The 20549-nt window shown below is 39.1% G+C and carries 18 protein-coding genes; 1 reads left to right on the top strand and 17 read right to left on the bottom strand.

Translation table 11 applies throughout. The features are described 5' to 3' along the window. Window positions 1–20 precede the first annotated feature (20 nt). The 5 genes from MKY80_RS04610 to MKY80_RS04590 are packed head-to-tail and all read right to left on the bottom strand — an operon-like array spanning window position 21 to window position 5705. Window positions 21–1844, bottom strand: a complete 1824-nt coding sequence (locus tag MKY80_RS04610; RefSeq protein ID WP_342532229.1) for an oligopeptide ABC transporter substrate-binding protein — start codon at window positions 1842–1844, stop codon at window positions 21–23. A 16-nt stretch (window positions 1845–1860) separates the two neighbouring features. Next, window positions 1861–2760, bottom strand: coding sequence for an ABC transporter permease (locus MKY80_RS04605; protein WP_008173808.1), 900 nt, complete (start codon window positions 2758–2760; stop codon window positions 1861–1863). A gap of 35 nt (window positions 2761–2795) precedes the next feature. Beyond that, a complete protein-coding gene (gene opp4B, locus MKY80_RS04600) occupies window positions 2796–3758 on the bottom strand; it encodes an oligopeptide ABC transporter permease (protein ID WP_008173810.1) in 963 nt (320 codons plus the stop codon). A gap of 1 nt (window position 3759) precedes the next feature. Continuing rightward, entirely contained in the window at window positions 3760–4695 is a 936-nt protein-coding gene (locus MKY80_RS04595; protein WP_008173813.1) for an ATP-binding cassette domain-containing protein, read from the bottom strand. Continuing rightward, a complete protein-coding gene (locus MKY80_RS04590; RefSeq protein ID WP_036226357.1) occupies window positions 4692–5705 on the bottom strand; it encodes an ABC transporter ATP-binding protein in 1014 nt (337 codons plus the stop codon). Before MKY80_RS04590 ends, MKY80_RS04595 begins: the two co-directional genes overlap by 4 nt. A 745-nt stretch (window positions 5706–6450) precedes the next feature. On the opposite strand from MKY80_RS04590, the gene MKY80_RS04585 reads away from it, so the two are divergent. Beyond that, complete coding sequence (locus tag MKY80_RS04585) at window positions 6451–7239, top strand: MBL fold metallo-hydrolase (RefSeq protein ID WP_090001919.1); 789 nt, start codon at window positions 6451–6453, stop codon at window positions 7237–7239. A gap of 73 nt (window positions 7240–7312) precedes the next feature. On the opposite strand, the gene pyrE is transcribed toward MKY80_RS04585, so the two are convergent. From pyrE to lspA, 12 genes are all read right to left on the bottom strand, one after another. Continuing rightward, complete coding sequence (pyrE, locus tag MKY80_RS04580; protein WP_008173819.1) at window positions 7313–7942, bottom strand: orotate phosphoribosyltransferase; 630 nt, start codon at window positions 7940–7942, stop codon at window positions 7313–7315. 3 nt (window positions 7943–7945) lie between these two features. Further along, the gene (pyrF, locus tag MKY80_RS04575; RefSeq protein ID WP_239354253.1) at window positions 7946–8650 is read right to left on the bottom strand and encodes an orotidine-5'-phosphate decarboxylase; all 705 of its coding nucleotides are present in this window, start codon (window positions 8648–8650) and stop codon (window positions 7946–7948) included. Then, on the bottom strand, window positions 8650–9561 hold the full coding sequence (locus tag MKY80_RS04570) for a dihydroorotate dehydrogenase (protein WP_096363706.1): 912 nt from the start codon (window positions 9559–9561) through the stop codon (window positions 8650–8652). Before MKY80_RS04570 ends, pyrF begins: the two co-directional genes overlap by 1 nt. After that, window positions 9558–10331: a dihydroorotate dehydrogenase electron transfer subunit gene (locus MKY80_RS04565; RefSeq protein ID WP_008173824.1), complete on the bottom strand. Its 774-nt coding sequence runs from the start codon at window positions 10329–10331 to the stop codon at window positions 9558–9560. Before MKY80_RS04565 ends, MKY80_RS04570 begins: the two co-directional genes overlap by 4 nt. Window position 10332: 1 nt before the next feature. Continuing rightward, window positions 10333–13530 carry a carbamoyl-phosphate synthase large subunit gene (carB, locus tag MKY80_RS04560; RefSeq protein ID WP_008173826.1) on the bottom strand — a complete coding sequence of 1066 codons (3198 nt, stop codon included), beginning with the start codon at window positions 13528–13530 and terminating at the stop codon, window positions 10333–10335. Further along, window positions 13523–14623 carry a carbamoyl phosphate synthase small subunit gene (locus MKY80_RS04555; protein WP_008173828.1) on the bottom strand — a complete coding sequence of 367 codons (1101 nt, stop codon included), beginning with the start codon at window positions 14621–14623 and terminating at the stop codon, window positions 13523–13525. Before MKY80_RS04555 ends, carB begins: the two co-directional genes overlap by 8 nt. Continuing rightward, window positions 14623–15900: a dihydroorotase gene (locus MKY80_RS04550; RefSeq protein WP_342532218.1), complete on the bottom strand. Its 1278-nt coding sequence runs from the start codon at window positions 15898–15900 to the stop codon at window positions 14623–14625. Before MKY80_RS04550 ends, MKY80_RS04555 begins: the two co-directional genes overlap by 1 nt. A 1-nt stretch (window position 15901) precedes the next feature. Further along, window positions 15902–16780 (bottom strand): aspartate carbamoyltransferase catalytic subunit, encoded by an 879-nt coding sequence (locus MKY80_RS04545; protein ID WP_342532994.1) that lies wholly within the window; start codon window positions 16778–16780, stop codon window positions 15902–15904. Between the two features lie 192 nt (window positions 16781–16972). Next, a complete protein-coding gene (locus MKY80_RS04540; RefSeq protein WP_090001931.1) occupies window positions 16973–18283 on the bottom strand; it encodes a solute carrier family 23 protein in 1311 nt (436 codons plus the stop codon). A 14-nt stretch (window positions 18284–18297) separates the two neighbouring features. After that, a complete protein-coding gene (gene pyrR, locus MKY80_RS04535; RefSeq protein WP_051582350.1) occupies window positions 18298–18882 on the bottom strand; it encodes a bifunctional pyr operon transcriptional regulator/uracil phosphoribosyltransferase PyrR in 585 nt (194 codons plus the stop codon). Window positions 18883–19085: 203 nt separating this feature from the next. Beyond that, window positions 19086–19997 carry an RluA family pseudouridine synthase gene (locus tag MKY80_RS04530; RefSeq protein ID WP_342532215.1) on the bottom strand — a complete coding sequence of 304 codons (912 nt, stop codon included), beginning with the start codon at window positions 19995–19997 and terminating at the stop codon, window positions 19086–19088. Beyond that, window positions 19994–20473 carry a signal peptidase II gene (gene lspA, locus MKY80_RS04525; protein ID WP_025113863.1) on the bottom strand — a complete coding sequence of 160 codons (480 nt, stop codon included), beginning with the start codon at window positions 20471–20473 and terminating at the stop codon, window positions 19994–19996. The genes MKY80_RS04530 and lspA overlap by 4 nt, the downstream gene beginning before the upstream one ends. Window positions 20474–20549: the final 76 nt, after the last annotated feature.

Raw genomic sequence — 20549 nt, 5'->3', positions numbered from 1 at the left:
GACTGCTTCTTCGATACCAATTATTTTATTGGAGCATCTGCTGTTAATTCAATATCTTGCAGTTCTGTAGAATTTCCATATTCCACATTATAGTTTTTCACGCGTTTATTAACAGGTATAACTTCTGTACGGAAGAAAGTCGGCACTACCATTGCTTTTTCGCTCATATATTCTTGCCATGCTCTAAATGCTTTTGTACGTGTATCTTGATCCATAGCCTCTTCTGAGTCAATGGCGTCTAATAATTTTGTTAATTCAGGAGATACATAACGGCTAAAGTTAAATTCAGCACCTTCACCATATAATCCTTTTGGAGATGGATTTGTTCCAGTTCCCCATGCAGCTTGATACATATCGATTTCAGGATCATCTGCTTGAACTTTATCATAGAATGCGTTGAACTCGATAAGACGACCAGTAGTTAATTGTACGTCTAATCCTACTTCTTTCCAGTTTTGACGGAAATATTCAACAATTGCTTCATCTGTTTCTGAACCAGCCATTGAGGCTAAGCGAATAGAGAATTTCTTCCCATCTTTATCTTCACGAATTCCATCACCGTCAACATCTTTAAAGCCAGCTTTATCTAATAATTCTTTGGCTTTTTCAGGATCATAATTATAGCCTTCTAATGTTGCATCGTAGAATGATGTAAATACTGGTGGGATTAAAGAATTTCCACGCTCACGTAAGCCTTGATAGAATTTTTCTGCAACACCTTCAACATCCATTGCAAACGCAACAGCCTGACGTAATTCAATACTATTCATTTTTGATTTTTCATCAAATACGTTTACTTTATTTGTTGTATCATATTTTCCTAATTTAAAGCCGATATAAGAATATGATAATTCTGGTCGACCTAATAACGCTAAGTTTTGTAGATCCTTAATACTATCGTACTGATTAGTTGGATATGATGTTGCAAGATCATATTTCCCTGTTCTTAGTGCTTCACCAATTGAAGTTGGTGGAACAACCTCAAGTACTACTTTATCAACTTTCGGTTTACCTTTAAAATAATGTTCGTTTGCTACAAACTGTACAGATTCACCATTTACGACTTTATCAATTTTAAATGCACCAAGTGTTACTGGATTTTTACGCACTGCATCTGATGCAAGTAAGTCTTTCACTGGAATAGATTCTAATTGATGTTTAGGTTCTGCATACGCCCATAAACCGTCACCAATGGAGTAAATAGCTGGTGACACTTTTTTAAGTTGGATTTTAATACTCTTGTCATCAACTTTTGTAATACCATAAATTGTATCTGCTTTACCACTATGGTATTCTTCTGCACCTACAATGTTTTTAAAATCATCATCATAACGAACACCTGTATAATCTGGATGACCAATTAGCTCATATGGGAAAATTAGATCATCAGCTGTTAAAGGTGTACCATCTGACCATTTATAATCACCTTGAATTGTAACAGTTGCTGTTTTTGCATCAGCATCAACGTCTAATTTTGCAATACCTTTGTCTGTAACAAGGAAGTTCCCATCTTGTTCAAAAAGCACATTTGAAGCAAATGCTAAAATTTCTGAATCATAAGCATCCTCATATAGCTCCCAGTTAAAAATACCTTGGAATGGAGAGCTTGTTACAAGTCCTACGCGTAATGTACCACCTTGGATTGCGTCTCCTTCATTTGTTACCTCCATTGGTAATAATGAATCTTTCGTTTCTTCTGATTCGCCTGCTTTTTCTGTTTCACCTGATTTTTCTGTGTTATCAGTTTCCGTGCCTTTTTCAGACCCATTGCCTCCACCACTGCAGGCTGCTAAAACTAGCATGAATGCAAATAGAATGGACAAAAATAACCAATTCTTCTTCATGTGTAAATCCTCCCCTTTATCCTAATCGTTGTTTTGCGTCAGCTGCACGTCTTAACGCTTGACCGACATAATTTATACCAAGCATCAAAACTAGAATTAATAATGATGCGGGCAACCAAATCCACCATTTTGAAGATAATACTATCGGGTTTGTTGCATAGCTTACTAGCGTCCCTAAGCTAGGTGTAGATGGCGGTAAACCAAAGCCTAAGAATGATAGACCCGTTTCAATGCCCACATTTCCTGCAAAGTTTAACGTTAATTCTACTATTAGCAACGAACTTAAATTTGGTAGTATCCCTTTAAACATAATGGCAAAATCACTAGTCCCCATTGTTTTCGAGGCACTAACATAATCTCTACGCCCTTCAGATAAAGCTTTACTTCTGACGAGACGTGCAGTCCCTATCCATTGAAAGGCACTTAAAATCAAAATCAACTCAAAAACACCATATTTCGGAATAATTGTAACTAACACAATGATAATCATTAATGTCGGTAAGGTCATAAGGAAATCAATGATACGCATAAATAAATTATCGATAAAGCCGCCATAATAGCCCATTATAATGCCAAGGGCGATCCCTAAGGCATTCGCAATAAGGGTAATAGCAACTGCAATTAATATAGAATTTTTCGCACCGATAATTAGCTGTCCATACATATCACGACCAGCCTCATCAGCCCCAAGGATATATCCATTAACACCAGGCTCTGTAAAACGCTCTAATAATTTAATCCGTAATATTTCATCCTGATTCATAAAGGCGGACATAATCAATATTACAATTATAAGCAATGTTATTCCAATAAATGACAATAACGCTAATTTATCTTTTCTGAATTCACGGATCACGACTTGAATTCCTGTTGGTGGCATACTTTCAACTTTCACTACATCATTTTTTTGCTCCATTTTATTCACCTCTCCTTATGCGTTCAATGTAACTGTTAGTCTATGCGGATACGTGGATCAACAATGCTCATAATGATATCTGACAATAGACTACCTAATAACGCTAAGAAGCCATAAAGCATAACAAGAGCTGTAATAACACTATAATCGCGACTTGTTACGGAATGGATGAATAATTGACCCATGCCCGGGAAGCCAAAAATTGTCTCTATGAAAATCGAGCCGCCTAATAAACCTGTAATTGTAAAGCCAAGGAAGGCCGCAATTGGTAATAAAGAGTTACGGAAAATATGTCTTCTATAGATTTTTTTCATCGGTACGCCTTTACTACGAGCTGTCTTAACATAATCCTGTGTTTTGGCATCAATAATCTCTGAACGTAAGTATTGAATAATCGTCGTTGTCGCTAAAATGGCATACGTCATTGCAGGTAGTATTAAATGATACAAGCGATTCCAATAATACTCGAGCGTTCCAGGCTCTACACCTACATCGACTGTTCCACTCGTCGGAAACCACATTAAACGATAGCCAAAAATATATAAGAAAATTAAGCCCAATACAAAGGTTGGTATTGCATAGCTTATAAAGCTATACAGAGTAATCGACTTATCATACAAAGTATCCTGCTTACGTCCTGCTATCATTCCTAATGGGATAGCTATTAAATAAACAAGGATGGTACTAAGTAGGGCAAGCCAAAATGTGTTTAATGCACGCTCGCCAATCAATGAGGACACTGCAAGTTTATATGTATAGCTTTGTCCAAAATCACCCTGAAAGGCATTGATCACCCAATGATAATATTGTACATACCATGGATCATAATAACCCGCTTGAATTCTAAGTTCTTCTATACGTGCAGGATCTGTTTCTGGTGTAATTAACCCTGTAAAAGGATCACCTGGCATTTGTTTTGCTAAAATAAAAATAATTAAGCTTAAGACAAACATTTGAGGAATCATTAAAATTACTCTTCTAGCTATTGTTTTCCACATTTCACATTCCTCCTGACATTGCAACCATATGTGTGTCTGAAATGGATTTCAGTGGATAGACTTTTCCATGCTCATCATAATATTTATGTTGCTCTTGTTGATAATTTCCTTCTACTTGTTGTCGAACTAATTTACGTTCATTCCTAGTCTCTGGTTCGATATTTGGAATGGCTGATAAAAGTCGGTTCGTGTATATATGCTGCGGATTTTTATAAATATCATGTCTTGTGCCAGTTTCCACAAAGCGTCCTTTATACATAATAGAAATGTGATCGCACATATGTTTAACAACGCCTAAATCATGGGAAATGAATAAGTACGTTAGACCATACTCATTTTGAATATCTTTCATAAAATTCAACACTTGTGCCTGTACAGATAAATCAAGCGCTGAAACAGGTTCATCCGCAATAATCATTTTAGGGTTACAAGCAACCGCTCGCGCAATGCCCAGGCGTTGCTTTTGACCACCTGAAAATTCATGGGGATACTTTAGTAAAACATCTTCTGACATCCCAACAATAGCAAGCAACTCTTTAATGCGCTTGCGTTCCTCTTGGTCACTAAGCTTCATAAAATTACGAATAGGCTCGGCTAGTATATCGAGAACGCGTTTTCTAGGGTTCATACTGGAATGAGAGTCTTGGAAAATCATTTGAATGTCTCTGTTATAAGCAGAATCCCTTTTTCTCTGCTGATTTGTCACATTTTCACCCTCATAAAAAATTTGACCTGAGGTGATTTTTTCTAAGCCAATGATCGCTTTTCCTGTTGTTGATTTACCTGATCCTGATTCTCCGACTAACCCATATGTCTTGCCCTTTTCGAACTCCATTGTTACGCCATCCACTGCATATACTCGATCAACAACGGTATTAAAAAATCCACCACGTATTGGATAGTGAACACTTAAATCTTTAATTTGCATAAAGCTCATACAGTCCCGCCCCCTTCTTCACCTTCAAAATGAAAGTGTTTCCAGCAGGTACATCTCACAAAATGTCCTGGTGCAATTTCATGTAATTGTGGTTTTGCTTCGTGTGAAGATGTATCAATCCACGGAATACGTCCTGAAAAACGACAACCTTCTCGAGGTAAATTAATTAAGGATGGTACCATTCCTTGAATAACCTCGAGTCTTTCATTTTCGCTATGTGTTTGTGGAATTGAATTTAATAGTGAACGAGTGTAAGGGTGCCTTGGATTATTGAATAACTCCTGAACGGGCGCCTCTTCTACGACTTCACCTGCGTACATAACTACAACTCGGTCAGCCATCTCTGCTACAACACCTAAATCATGCGTAATGAGAATAATGCCTGTCTCAGTCTCAGTCTGTAATGCTTTTAACAGGTCCAGAATTTGGGCCTGTATTGTAACATCTAAAGCTGTTGTTGGTTCGTCAGCAATTAAAATAGCAGGCTTACATGATAAGGCGATTGCAATCATGACACGCTGACGCATCCCCCCCGATAGCTGATGAGGAAATTGTCTAGCTACACGTTCTGGGTTTGCAATCCCAACTTGATTTAGTAATTCTAATACTCTTTCACTTCGCTGTTGTTTTGAAAGCTTTGTATGATAGATTAACCCCTCTTCAATTTGTTCGCTAATTCTCATTAAAGGGTTAAGTGCTGAAAGTGGGTCCTGAAAAATAAATCCTATATCATTACCACGTAAGTTATTAAATTGTTGGTCATTCAATTTAGCTAGATTTTGATTATTATAAAAAATATCACCAGTAACCTTTGTATTTACTTCGTTGTGCAAGCCTACAATTGTAGTCGCTAACGTACTTTTACCACAACCGGATTCTCCAACTATTGCTAATACCTCATTTTTTTGAAGCGAAAGTGAGACATCATCTACAGCAGCGTGGTATGTATCTTTTATGCGAAAACTTGTAGTCAAATTTGTTATTGTTAGTAATTCTTTTGCTGTATTCAAACAATCTCTCCTCTATAATTCAATATTCTGAAAATACAAACGGTACTTTATATCAGAATTATATATAGTTTTTCTCTCTTCTCCTCTCCTTTTTATCTTGGCAAGCGTGATTTTAATAATTTTTTTGCCTTCCACTTGTCATCCACTGATAGAATTATCTGAAAATTAAACCGTGCTATTATTTTAGCTAGAAAACATGTATAAACGCAAGTCCCTTTTTCAAATTTTTTCAATCCGGCATATAAATTTCCACCATACATCTCCCTTTTAAAAATAGTTTTTTTATATTTTGGTTGTAAGAAATATTTTACTTCTTCTTTACAAAGTTACAATTTTCACAAATAAAAATTATTTTAATATAACAAAAATAATCATGTCATAAATTTATATTCACAAATAAAATGCTATTAATCTTAAAGAAACAAGTAATTCATAGCAAAAAATTAAAAGTTAACTTTTAGGGTAAAGTTATATTTCACACATTTTTACTTTCAATGAATAATTTCGGGCGTTGAAGTGCTAATATTTCAAATTACTTTGAGAAAACAATTTAAAGCTTTTAATTTTTGGCTATCTACCATACTTCTTAATTATTCCGAATTGACGAATTTTTATATAATATTCAATATAAAAATACTATTTAGAATATTTTTAAAGGAAATTACATGTTTTTATGTTAAAATTTCCAATGACAAAGTTTTATTATATTATTTTTTAATTTCAGCATATGGAAAGGTTGTCTGTGATGGCAAAAATTAATGATGAATGGTTTACAGTAGAAGAAATCAATAATGAAACGTATGCTATAAGTGAATATGGTCATTGGGAAAAAGTACATTCTTTTTTATTAATTGGGGAAAAACGCGCTGTTCTCATTGATACAGGTCTTGGGATCGATAATATTCAAAGGATTAGTAAACAATTAACATCTCTCCCCATTACTGTGATTACAACACATGTCCATTGGGATCATATTGGTAGTCATGGGGCGTTTCATGATATTTATGTTCATAAAGAGGAAGTTGATTGGCTAATCCATGGTATCCCTAAATTATCTATCGAACAGATTAGAACGGATGTTGGCCGTAATATTACGTTACCCACACCCAAAACGTTTAATCCATCGCACTACAAGCCTTTTCAGGGACAGCCTTCAGGTGTATTAGAAGATGGAGATGTTATAAATATAGGGAACCGAAAATTATCTATTCTCCACACGCCAGGGCACTCTCCTGGCCATATTGCGCTTTTGGACCATAAATATGGTTATTTGTTTACAGGGGACTTACTATATGATCAAGCTCCTATTTATGCATTCTTTCCAACTACTAGCCCTGAGGATTTAGTCCAATCTTTAGAGAAGATAGCTAACTTACCTTCTCTTACTAAAATTTTTGGTTCACATCATACATTAGGTCTTGACCCTTCTATCTTATTAGAGGTAAAAAAGGCAGTTATTACACTTCGAGAGAATAATCTAGTACATTTTGGGACAGGTATACATCGTTTTAATGGTTTTAGTATTCAATTTTAAATACCCTCTCCCTATTTAAATAGGAAGAAAAAAGCTGTTCTACAGGTCAAATAACCTATAGAACAGCTTTTCATTATAGCTCTCCTGCCTTTAATTTTGCATGCCACTCTTTTAAGAATGGAATATCATCTTCTTTAATCGCACCTGATTCATTTGCTGCTTCAATCAGATAATCGAAGTTAGTTAATGAGACATATTGGATGCCTGCTTCATCAAATGCTTGTTCAGCTCGTGGGAGATTATATGTGTAGACACAAACAACTCCTAGTACTTCACAACCTGCTGCACGTAATGCTTCAACTGCCGTGATCGAAGAACCACCTGTTGAGACGATATCCTCTACTACAACTACTTTTTGACCCGCTGCGTATTTTCCTTCAATTTGATTGCCACGGCCATGTTCTTTCGCTTTAGAGCGTACATAAACCATTGGTAATTCTAAAATATCACTTACCCATGCTGCATGTGGAATACCTGCTGTTGCTGTACCTGCTACTATTTCCGTCGCACCAAAATTTTCTTTAATTACAGCTGCTAAGCCATTTGCAAGTTGTTTACGAATAATAGGGTCCGAGATTGTTAAACGTGTATCACAGTATATAGGTGATTTAATACCAGATGCCCATGTAAATAATTCAGTTGGATTTAATTCTACAGCACCCACCTTTAGCATAGCGTGTGCAATTTCATTTTGTAATGTCATTATTTATGCCTCCCATAATTCACTTACGATTTTATATGCCGCTACTGGATCCTGTGCACCTGTTACAGCACGTCCAACAACAATGAGTGAAGAACCATCACGCTTTGCCCCATCCGGTGTGGCAATACGTTTTTGATCGTGTGCAGCGCCACCTGCTAAACGAATCCCAGGTGTTACACGAAGAAAATCATCACCACACACTTCAGCTATTGCCTTCGCCTCGTGTACTGAACAAACGACACCTTGTAAGCCAGCTTGTTTTGTGAGACGTGCATAATGTAGAACAGACTCCTGTAAGGATAAAGTAATTCTTTGCTCTGCCTGCATTTGCTCCTCTGTTGTGGAAGTTAATTGTGTTACGGCAATTAATGCTGGACGTTCCTTGCCAGCAGATGTTCCGGCTTCTAGACCTTCTAGGGCAGCCTCCATCATTGGACGACCACCTGCCGCATGGACATTCACTAAATTTACTCCTAGTTTTGCTAAGCCCTTCATAGCAGAGCCTACTGTATTCGGGATATCATGCAGTTTTAAATCAAGAAAAATATCATGACCTAATTCTTTTACTTTGCGAACAATATCAGGTCCTTCTTGCATATATATTTCCATACCAATTTTCACGAAAAGAGGCTCATGGAAGTGCTTTAAGAAATCGAATACTTCTTTTTCTCCTGGAAAATCTAATGCTAGTATAGGTTTAGTATTCATTAACGATGGCTCCTTCCAATAATATCTGTTATATGTTCTACTCCAAGTGCGTCAAGTTTTGCTGGTAATTCATCAATAATATTTGGGCAAACGAAGTGGTCTACAAAATTTGCTGTGCCTACTGCTACAGCCGAAGCACCTGCGGACATAAAATCAATGACATCCTGTGCTTCTGTCACACCTCCCATGCCAATAATCGGAATATTGACAGCCTTGTATACTTCATAAACCATTCGGATGGCTACGGGCTTTACAGCAGGGCCCGATAGGCCACCTGTGCCATTCGCGATGACTGGTTTCCCTGTCCGCTCATCTAAACGCATACCTACTAATGTGTTAATCATTGTTATACCATCTGCGCCACCCGCTTCCACAGCCAAAGCAATGTCTACGATATTCGTTACATTCGGTGATAGCTTCACATAAACAGGAACAGTGGATACAGCTTTAACCGCTTTAACAAGCTCTCGCGCTGTGGTAGGGTCAGTCCCAAATTGAATGCCACCACACTTAACATTTGGACAAGAAATATTCAGCTCTAGAGCTTGGACATTAGGTGCTGCCGAAATACGTCTTGCTACTTCTACATAATCCTCAGTCTCCGTTCCGGCCACATTGGCAATGATTGGCACATCGTAGCCCTCTAAAAATTTTAATTCCTCATTCATCACTTTTTCAATGCCTGGATTTTGTAGGCCAATTGCATTTAACATCCCTGCTGCTGTTTCAGCTACACGCGGCGTTGGATTACCTGCACGAGTTTCAACTGTTGTTGCTTTAATCATGATTGCCCCTAGCTTAGATAGATCGTAAAGCTGTGCATATTCACGTCCAAAGCCAAAGCAGCCGGAAGCTGGCATAATAGGGTTTTTTAAATCTAAACCTGGTAATTGAATGTTTAAACGACTCATAATGCCACCGTACCTTTCGGGAAAACTGGACCATCAGAGCATACTTTGACATAATCTTTTGCTACTTGATCGGTTGTTTTGCAGACACATGCAAAACAAGCACCAATACCGCAGCCCATACGCTCTTCAAATGATAAAAATCCTTCTTTTTCTGGATAGAAGCCTTCAAGCGCTTTTAACATTGGTAGAGGACCACAAGAATAAAAGATATCGAATTCAGGTGCTCGGGACTCTAACACATTTGTCACAAAGCCTTTTGTCCCTTTAGAGCCGTCAACCGTTACATAGTGCGTTTCTCCAAGGGCACTGAATTCTTCCTCGTAGAAGCATACATCTTCCGTTTGAAAGCCGAGCACATGTATTGTTTTAACACCACGTGCGTTTAATTGCTTGGAAAGCTCGTGTAGTGGAGGCACTCCGATTCCTCCACCAACTAGCAGGGCTGTTCCTCCCTCTTTTACTGCGTCTACTGGGAAACCATTGCCAATTGGACCAAGGACGTTGACCTGTTGACCTTCACGATTTGTCGCTAACACTTTGGTACCACGACCCTCAGCACGGTAGATCATTGTAAATTCATTGTTGTCTTTATCTATATTTGCAATACTAATCGGTCGACGTAAAAGCGGCTCCAATGAATCCGACACCTTTACATGGACAAACTGGCCAGGAGTCATATCCTGAACCAGTTGACCATGAAGTGTCAGTTCGAAAATGTTTGTCGCAATTTGCTTTTGAGAGACGACCGTCATTTTCTCTTGACGTATCATATTAGTGTACTACCTCCGCTTTTGGCATTTCCTCTGCTGTAAATGTCATAGATTCGATGACACGTACCATTGCTTCTGCTGTATCTAATGATGTGAGACAAGGTACGCCATTTTCTACAGACTCACGACGGATTCGGAAACCATCTCGAGCTGGTTGCTTACCTTTTGTTAATGTATTAACAACAAGCTGAGCTTCACCATTTTGGATCAGATCGATCAGTGTTTGTCCCTTCGCACCAATCTTGCCAACGACATCTGTGCGCACTCCAGCTTCTTCAAATGCTTTTGCTGTTCCTTCAGTCGCTACAATGCGATAGCCTACTGTTGAGAAACGTTTCGCTAATGCGATTGCTTCTTCTTTATCCTTATCAGATACTGTAAACAATACTGTTCCTTCTGTGCGAATTTCCATTCCAGCTGCAACTAAACCTTTATAAAGTGCTTTTTCTAAAGTTGCATCTTTGCCCATTACTTCCCCAGTAGATTTCATTTCAGGGCCTAATGTTATATCTACACGGCGTAATTTGGCAAATGAGAACACCGGAACTTTCACAAATACACCTTTTTGTTCAGGCGCTAACCCTGTTGGATAGCCCTGCTCGACAATTGATTTCCCTAGAATAGCTTTCGTTGCAATATTAGCCATAGGGATATTTGTAATTTTACTTAAGAATGGTACTGTACGTGATGAACGTGGATTCACCTCGATGACAAATACCTCACCTTGGGAAATTACATATTGAATGTTCATTAAGCCAACGATTCCAAGACCTTTTGCAAGACGTGTTGTATAGTCTACTAATGTATCCTTTTGATGCTGTGTTAATTTCTGTGGGGGGTAAACTGATATAGAGTCACCAGAGTGTACCCCTGCGCGCTCAATATGTTCCATAATACCTGGGATTAATACATTTTCTCCATCACAGATAGCATCTACTTCAATTTCCTGACCTGTTAGATAACGGTCCACTAAAACCGGATGATCTGGAGATGCTTCCACTGCGTTCTCCATGTAGTGCTTTAACTCTTCTTGATTGTAAACAATTTCCATCGCGCGTCCACCTAGCACATAGGAAGGACGAACAAGTACTGGGAAGCCTAGACGCTCACCAATGGCAAGTGCTTCCACTGTAGAAACCGCTGTTTCACCCTGTGGCTGTGGAATATCTAAGTCTCGTAAAGCTTGTTCGAATTTATCGCGGTTTTCTGCACGGTCGATATCCTCTAGAGAAGTTCCTAAGATTTTCACACCATTTGCAGCTAACTTATCAGCAAGATTAATCGCTGTTTGACCACCGAATTGAACAACAACTCCGATTGGCTGTTCTAAGTCGATAATATGCATAACATCCTCGATTGTTAATGGCTCGAAGTATAATTTATCAGAAATTGAGAAGTCCGTAGACACTGTTTCTGGATTTGAGTTAATAATGATTGCTTCATAGCCTGCCTCTTGAATGGCCCATACTGAATGGACAGTAGCATAGTCGAATTCTACCCCTTGCCCGATGCGAATCGGTCCTGAACCTAGTACTACTACAGACGGTTTTTCTGACTTAATCGATTCGTTTTCTTCCTCGTATGTGCCGTAGAAGTAAGGTGTTTCAGATTCAAACTCTGCTGCACATGTATCAACCATTTTATAGACAGGAATAATTCCATGCTCTTTACGATATGCGTAGATTGCTTCTTCTGTCGTGTTCCAAAGCTCAGCAATTTTCTTATCGGCAAAGCCTAAGCGTTTTGCCGTACGTAGCACTTCTTGATCATCTTTATGGTCAACTAGTGTTTGTTCCATATCTACAATGTTTTTAAATTTATTTAAGAAGAATAAGTCAATGGCTGACCATTCATGGATTTGTTCAATTGTCACACCACGGCGTAATGCTTCCCCGATGAAGAATAAACGCTCATCCCCAGCCTTGCGGATACGTTTTTCGATCCAAGAATCAGAGTTGTCTTCAGGATGCTTTAGCTCTAAGTGAACTTGACCTGTTTCAAGTGAACGAACCGCTTTTAACATCGCTTCCTCGAATGTACGGCCTAGCGCCATCACTTCACCAGTAGCCTTCATTTGCGTGCCAAGATTACGCTTAGCTGATTCGAATTTATCGAATGGCCAGCGTGGGATTTTAGCGACAATATAGTCTAGAGCAGGCTCAAAGCAAGCATATGTTGATCCTGTTACAGGGTTTTTAATTTCATCTAATGTTAAACCAACTGCAATTTTTGCTGCTAGCTTGGCAATTGGATAGCCTGTTGCTTTAGAGGCTAAAGCAGAAGAACGTGATACACGTGGATTTACTTCAATTACATAGTAGTTGAAGCTATATGGATCTAGTGCTAACTGTACGTTACAGCCACCTTCGATTTTTAACGCTCGGATAATATCTAATGAAATATTACGTAGCATTTGATTTTCACGATCTGATAGTGTTTGAGTCGGTGCTACTACAATCGAATCACCTGTGTGAATTCCTACTGGGTCAACATTTTCCATATTACATACCACAATGGCATTATCGACTGCATCGCGCATTACTTCATATTCGATCTCTTTATAGCCTGCAATTGATTTTTCTAGTAAGCATTGTGTTACGGGTGAATATTTAAGGCCTGATGTTACGATTTCCTCTAAATCCTGATCATTGTAGCAAATACCGCCTCCTGTACCACCTAGCGTAAAGGCTGGACGAACAATAACAGGGTAACCAATTTTGACTACAAACTTTTTCGCTTCGTCTAAGGAATGGATAATATCAGACTCAGGTACTGGAGCACCCAATTCGTACATTAAGTTACGGAATAAATCTCGGTCCTCTGCTTTATGAATAGCATCTAGTTTTGTTCCAAGAATTTCTATACCAAGCTCATCTAAGATGCCTGATTGATCTAATTCAATCGCCATATTCAGACCAGTTTGACCACCAAGCGTTGGCAAAATAGCATCTGGGCGTTCTTTACGTAAAATGCGAGAGACAAAATCAAGAGAAATCGGTTCGATATAAACTTTATCCGCAATTTCTGTATCAGTCATAATTGTGGCAGGGTTTGAGTTGATTAAGATAACACGGTAGCCCTCTTCTTTTAATGACAAACAAGCTTGTGTTCCTGCGTAGTCAAATTCTGCTGCTTGTCCGATGACGATAGGGCCTGAGCCGATTACTAAAATTGTTTCAATATCTGTACGTTTAGGCATGTTGTTTCCCCTTCCCTGCTTCTACTTCCATCATTTCGATAAATTCATCAAATAAGTGGTTTGAATCTTCTGGTCCTGGTGATGCTTCTGGGTGGTATTGTACTGTGAAAATTGGATATTTTTTATGACGTACACCCTCACATGTACCGTCATTTAAGGCGATATGCGTTAATTCTAAATCAGTATCTTGTAATGATTCGATATCGATAGCGTAGCCGTGATTTTGAGATGTTAAATCTGTACGACCTGTGCGTAAATCTTTTACTGGATGATTGCCACCACGGTGTCCAAATGGTAGTTTAAAGGCTTTCGCTCCACTCGCTAACGAAAAGATTTGATGACCTAAGCAAATACCGAACATTGGCACTTTTCCGATTAAGTTACGTACTGTTTCGATACCTTCTTGGACATCTTCTGGATTTCCTGGTCCGTTTGATAGCATGATGCCATCTGGATGCCAAGCTAAAATTTCTTCAGCTGACGTATTGTAAGGAACGACTAGTACATCACAATCACGTTTATTTAATTCACGAAGAATGCCGTGTTTCATGCCGTAGTCAATTAAGACCACTCGTTTACCTCGTCCAGGTGATGGATAGGCAGCTTTTGGCGATACTTCACGTACATGGTGTGTTATAGCTGGTGTCGTTTGCAATTGCGCGATAACCTCACTCACATTTACTTCTTCATCGGCTGCTGTCAAAATCGCCTTTACTGATCCTTTACTACGAATAATACGTGTTAATTTACGCGTATCAATTCCCTCAATACCAGGAATATCTTTCGATGTTAAATAGTCATCTAATGTTAAATCGCAACGGAAGTTAGAAGGCGTTTTAGCTAGTTCGCGTACCACAAATCCACGTATAGCTGGCGTGATGGACTCAAAATCATCTCGGTTAATGCCGTAGTTTCCTACCATTGGATACGTCAATGTAACAATTTGACCGTAGAATGAAGGGTCTGAAATTGTTTCTTGATACCCTGTCATACCTGTCGTAAATACAACCTCACCCTGTGAAGCACGATCACTCCCAAATGCTGTACCTGTAAATACTGTGCCATCCTCTAAAACTAGTAAACGTTTTTTCATTACTCTGCCTCCTGATATACGATATTTCCTTCAAAAATGGTTAGTACCGGCCAACCTTTTGCAACCCAACCGTTAAATGGTGTATTACGTCCTTTTGATACAAAGCCTTCCGCATCAATTGTTTGTTCTTTTTGAATATCTATTAAAATCATATCCGCTGAAGCACCAACTGCTAATGTGCCATATGGTAGATCAAAAATTTCAGCTGCTTTCACGGACATCCAGTCGATTAATTGTTTTAAAGTCCATTTTCCTGTTTCAACAAATTGTGTATAGAGTAGTGGAAAGGCTGTTTCGAAACCTACAATGCCAAATGGTGCGCCCACCATACCACAGCATTTTTCTTCCACTGTATGTGGCGCATGATCTGTCGCGATACAATCGATAGTCCCATCAAGTAGTGCGGCATGTAGCGAATCTTTGTCATCAGCCCCACGCAATGGTGGATTCATTTTCCAGTTCGCATCATCAGATGGAATATCCATTTCTTCAAGTAATAAATGATGCGGACAAACCTCAGCTGTTACACGAATTCCGGCTGCCTTTGCATCTCTTACCGCACGAACAGATTCTTTTGTTGATACGTGACAAACATGGTAGCGTGCACCTGCAGCCTCAGCAAGCAGTACATCTCGTGCAATTTGAACGGATTCGCAAATTGAAGGAATCCCTGGAAGATCAAGCTCCTTATTACGCTTTCCTTCATGCATAACCCCATCATAAATTAATGAATTGTCCTCGCAATGCGCTACAACTACCATATCGTGCTGGGCAGCATCCTTCATTTGCTCGTACATGGTTGAAGCAAGCTGAATTCCTACGCCATCATCGGAGAACGCTACAGCTCCATTCGCCTTTAACTCCTCCACATTTGTTCGAACTTCCCCAGAAATATCCTTTGTTAGCGAACCGTATGGGAGTACTCGAATAACAGCACTTTCTTTAATCAGCCCATTAATAAGCTGCATGTTTGCCACTGAATCTGGTACCGGCTTTGTATTTGGCATGGCGCAAATTGTCGTAAAGCCACCTTTTGCTGCTGAGGCAGACCCTGTTGCGATTGTTTCTTTATGTTCAAAGCCTGGCTCTCGTAAATGTGTATGCACATCGACAAAGCCTGGCGCTACAATAAAGCCTTTACCCTCAATAACCTCCGCACCTACTACCGTTACATCTTGGCCAATTGCTGTAATTATTCCTTCTGCCATGGCGATATTGACTGTTTGCAGCTCACCTTGTTCATTTAACATTTGCACATTTTGAAGTACTTTCGTCATGTTATTCTCTCCCCCTTAAAATGGTTTCCACAATGGCCATCCGTGTGTAGACTCCATTTCGTACCTGCTCGAAAATTCGAGAACGTCCACACTCTACAAGCTCAGTAGCAATTTCTACATCACGATTCACTGGTGCTGGATGCATAATAATAGCTGATTCTTTCATTTGCTTTTCTCGTTCCATTGTTAAGCCGTATTCTTGATGGTAGCCTTCTTTCGAAAAGCTTTTATTTACTTTATGACGTTCATGTTGCACACGTAATAGCATAATGACATCGCTATTCTCGATTAAATCATCCCAAGAATGATGAGCTTCAAATCCTCCTGACCATTCTTCTGGACAAAGGAAGTGAACATTTGCCCCTAAACGTTGTAATGCATGGGCATTTGATTTTGCGACTCGACTATGTGAGATATCCCCAACAATCGTAATATTCAACCCTTCAAAATAACCAAACTCTTTTTTTATCGTATATAGATCCAATAATGATTGGGATGGATGCTGACCTGCGCCGTCTCCTGCATTGATGATAGCTACATTAATACCATTTAGTAGCTCATTATAATATTCATCTTCTGCCGCTCGAATAATGACTGCATCTAAACCAATCATTTCTAAAGTTTTGACCGTATCGTACAATGTCTCCCCTTTAGTCACACTCGAAAATCCAGCGTCGAAAGGGATGATATGACAGCCAATTTTATGCTCAGCCATTTCGAAGCTTGATTTTGTCCGTGTACTTGGTTCAAAAAATAAGTTGGCAACGTTGTATGTCCGAGATAACGATGATGTTTCACCATTTTCAAACGCTTGCGCAAGATCTAGGATGTGGTTAATCTCTTCTGTTGTTAAATGTTCCATCGATAATAAGTTCTTCATCATGTGACCCCCATAAGGTTGTGTGTCATGAACGTCTATGTATGACGTTCTTTTCATAAAGTAAAAGCCCCGTTGATGTCATCAACGAGGCATAAGGAGGCGTGACAAACTACAGCAGGGAATCATCCTTACTTTAGTCTATCCACAACGTCCCTTTTTTTGCCTCTCTGGACAATTCATTAAAAGGTACTACTATGAATTTTCATTTTGATTGTATGGTACAGGTTTTTCGGCTTCTTTCTTACCTGGTAATAGGGCATTCAATAGCACACCGATGATAGCGGCTAGTGCCATTCCTTCAATACTCAATGATTCTGAAATGACGAACTTCGCTCCGCCAATCCCTATGACTAAAATCACTGAAGCAATTACTAGATTACGACTATTCCCGAAATCAATATGATTATCTACTAGCATTCGTAAACCACTAGCTGCGATAATACCGAAGAGTAAGATGGACACCCCACCTAATACTGCGGTTGGAATAGTTGCAATCACTGCCATTGCTTTCCCGAAGAATGATAGTAAGATGGCTACTATTGCAGCACCTGCGATAACGTACACACTATAAACACGAGTAATTGCTAGAACCCCAATATTTTCACCGTAAGTTGTCTTAGGGGGACCACCGATTAGCGCACTTACGAATGTGCCAAGTCCATCACCTAGTAGGGAGCGGTGTAAACCAGGTTCCTTAATGTAATCACGGTTAACTACTTTCCCTAATACAAGCTGATGACCAATATGCTCAGATATCGTTACAATCACGATTGGTACCATGACAAGTAGAATTTTTGTTGTGATTTCAAATTCATAATGGACACCGGGTAGCAAGAAGTCTGGCATAGCAAAGAATTTTGCGTTGGCAATCGGTGTATAATCTACAATGTCGACAATCATGGAGTAAACATAGCCTACGATCAAGCCCATCAAAATTGGCATTGTACTTAAAATTCCTTTAAAGAAAATCGTGAAGATAATCGCTGTAAACACTGTGACTAAAGCTGCTGAGAAGTGTAAAAAGCTATACTCCCCATTGACATTCATCGCCATATTCACGGCCGTCCCCGATAGGCCTAGTCCAATAACCATGATTACTGGTCCAACTACAATCGGTGGTAAAATTTTCATGATCCACTTATAACCACTTTTCCAAATGATTAAGGATACGATTCCGTAGGTGATTCCGACAGCCATTGCGCCAATCATGGCATTTCCTGGGTTTACACTGGAGCCATCCTCGTTCAAACCGCCTGCCGCCAATAATATGGGAGCAATAAAGGCAAAGGAGGAGCCTAAGTAAGCCGGTACCTGAAATTTTGTAATTAATAGGAAGAATATTGTTGCAATCCCACTTGTTAAAAGGGCAATTGCAGGGCTAAGACCTACTAACTGTGGCACTAAGATTGTTGAACCAAACATCGCAAACATATGCTGGAAGCTTAATGTCACTAGCTGAAGTGGGGTTGGTTTATCCTTAATATCTAATACTGCATTTGACATTTTGTTTCCTCACTTTATTGTTCGTCTTCTTTATAAATAATAACGCAATCTTCTCCATCCACATCTTGTAAGTTGACAATGATGCGCTCAGAGCCAGAAGTCGGAACATTTTTCCCTACGTAATCTGCTCTGATTGGTAGCTCTCGATGACCTCTATCAACTAGAACAGCTAGTTGAATTTGTCCAGGTCTTCCTAAATCCATGACAGCGTCTAATGCTGCGCGAACTGTTCGTCCTGTATAAAGAACATCATCGACTAAAATAATTTTTTGATTTTTCACTTCATGCTCAATGTCAACTTGCTCAACATGTGCTTGTTCATTTTCATGCTTCATTGTTAAATCATCGCGGTAAAGTGTAATATCAAGCTCGCCAGTACGAATCGGTTTACCTTCGATCTTTTCAATTCGTTGTGCCAAGCGTTTGGCTAGAAAGGCACCTCGTGTTTTAATGCCAACTAAAATACATTCATCAATTCCTTTGTTACGTTCAATAATTTCATGAGCAATACGTGTTAATGCTCGTGCCATTGAAGGACCATCTAACAATTCATTTTGAGCCAAATTCGTTTCCTCCTCTCTACCATCTAATGTGGCCATATGTCCATAAAAAAACCTCTCGAGGCGAATAGCCTGAGAGGGTTGTATACGTGTTAAAAAAGCATGTTGAAAAATTTGCAGCACAAATTTTTTGCAACACTATCACATGACCCTTCTCAGCCTCTCTGGACTGCTATTAAAGGTGAATATTTAGTTAGGTTGTTCATTCACTGTCGTTAGTATAGACTTTCTTTGCGTATACGTCAATGCTTATTTCGTAATTCATTTAATAATTGCTCATAATCAGCAGGAAGTGGTGTTTCAAACTCTAAGTATTCACCTGAAGAAGGATGATTGAAGCCTAGCGTTGCTGCATGAAGAACTTGTCCACCAAAATCAATTGTCTTTTTCGGTCCATACTTTGGATCTCCAACAAGCGGGAAGCCGATATAATTCATATGCACACGAATTTGATGTGTTCGTCCTGTTTCTAGACGACACTCTACAAGCGTATAATCACCAAAGCGCTCTACCACATGGAAATGAGTTATTGCATGTTTACCATTATCAACAATAGCCTGCTTCTGACGGTCCTTCTGATCACGACCGATTGGCGCATCAATAGTCCCTTTATCATGTGCAATATGCCCATGTACAAGAGCAATATATTTACGAGTAACAGTTTTATTGACTAGCTGATCCACTAATGATTCATGAGCTACATCGTTTTTGGCAACCATTAATAAGCCGGATGTATCTTTATCAATACGGTGGACTATACCTGGACGCATAATCCCATTGATCCCCGATAAATCTTTACATTGATACATTAACCCATTTACTAGCGTGCCTGTCAAATGCCCTGGTGCTGGATGAACGACCATACCCTTTGGTTTGTTCACAACAAGAACATCAGCATCCTCATAAACAATATCAAGTGCTAGATTTTCTGCGATTACATCAAGCGGTTCAGCTTCTGGTACATCAATAGCAATAACGTCCCCCGCTTTTACCTTATATTTTGGTTTCACAGCATCGCCATTTACTTTGATATTTCCGTCACTAACCCAGTTCCCAATCTGCGTGCGCGACCATTCAGATTGTAAGCTTGAAAGTGCTTTATCAATGCGCTCTCCTTGCTGTTGTTCTTCGATTGTATATGTTACTTGCGTCATTGTTTCACCTGTTTCTTCTCTTTTTTATCTTCCATAATTAAGCCAATCATAAGTATAACAACAGCAATCGTCAATGCAGCATCTGCCACATTAAAAATTGGGAAATCATACTTAATAATTGGAATTAAAACATCTACAAAATCGACCACTTCTCCTCTAAATATACGATCGATAAAGTTCCCTATTGCTCCACCAAGTAATAGCATTAAGCCCACTTGAAAAATTGGCTTCCCTTTTGCCTCTCTATGATAAAAATAGACAATGGCACAGATAACGGCAACTGTTACGATACTAAACAACCACATTTGCCCTTCTAGCATCCCCCATGCTGCACCTCTGTTACGATGAGACAAAATGCCAAACCATGGGTCTAATACAGCAATACGTTCACCATACTCCATATTTTTCACAATCAACCACTTTGTCCATTGGTCCAATAAGACGACAAAGGCAGCCAATCCATAATATTTATACACAAACATTCCTCCGTTCGCTCAACATCTAACCTATTCTACCATATCAGCACCATTGACAATAACTAATATCACATCA

Origin of the sequence: Lysinibacillus sp. FSL R5-0849 (genome assembly GCF_038595075.1) — a bacterium.
Classification (GTDB): Bacteria; Bacillota; Bacilli; order Bacillales_A; family Planococcaceae; genus Lysinibacillus; species Lysinibacillus fusiformis.
This window is presented reverse-complemented; position numbering and strand designations above follow the sequence as displayed.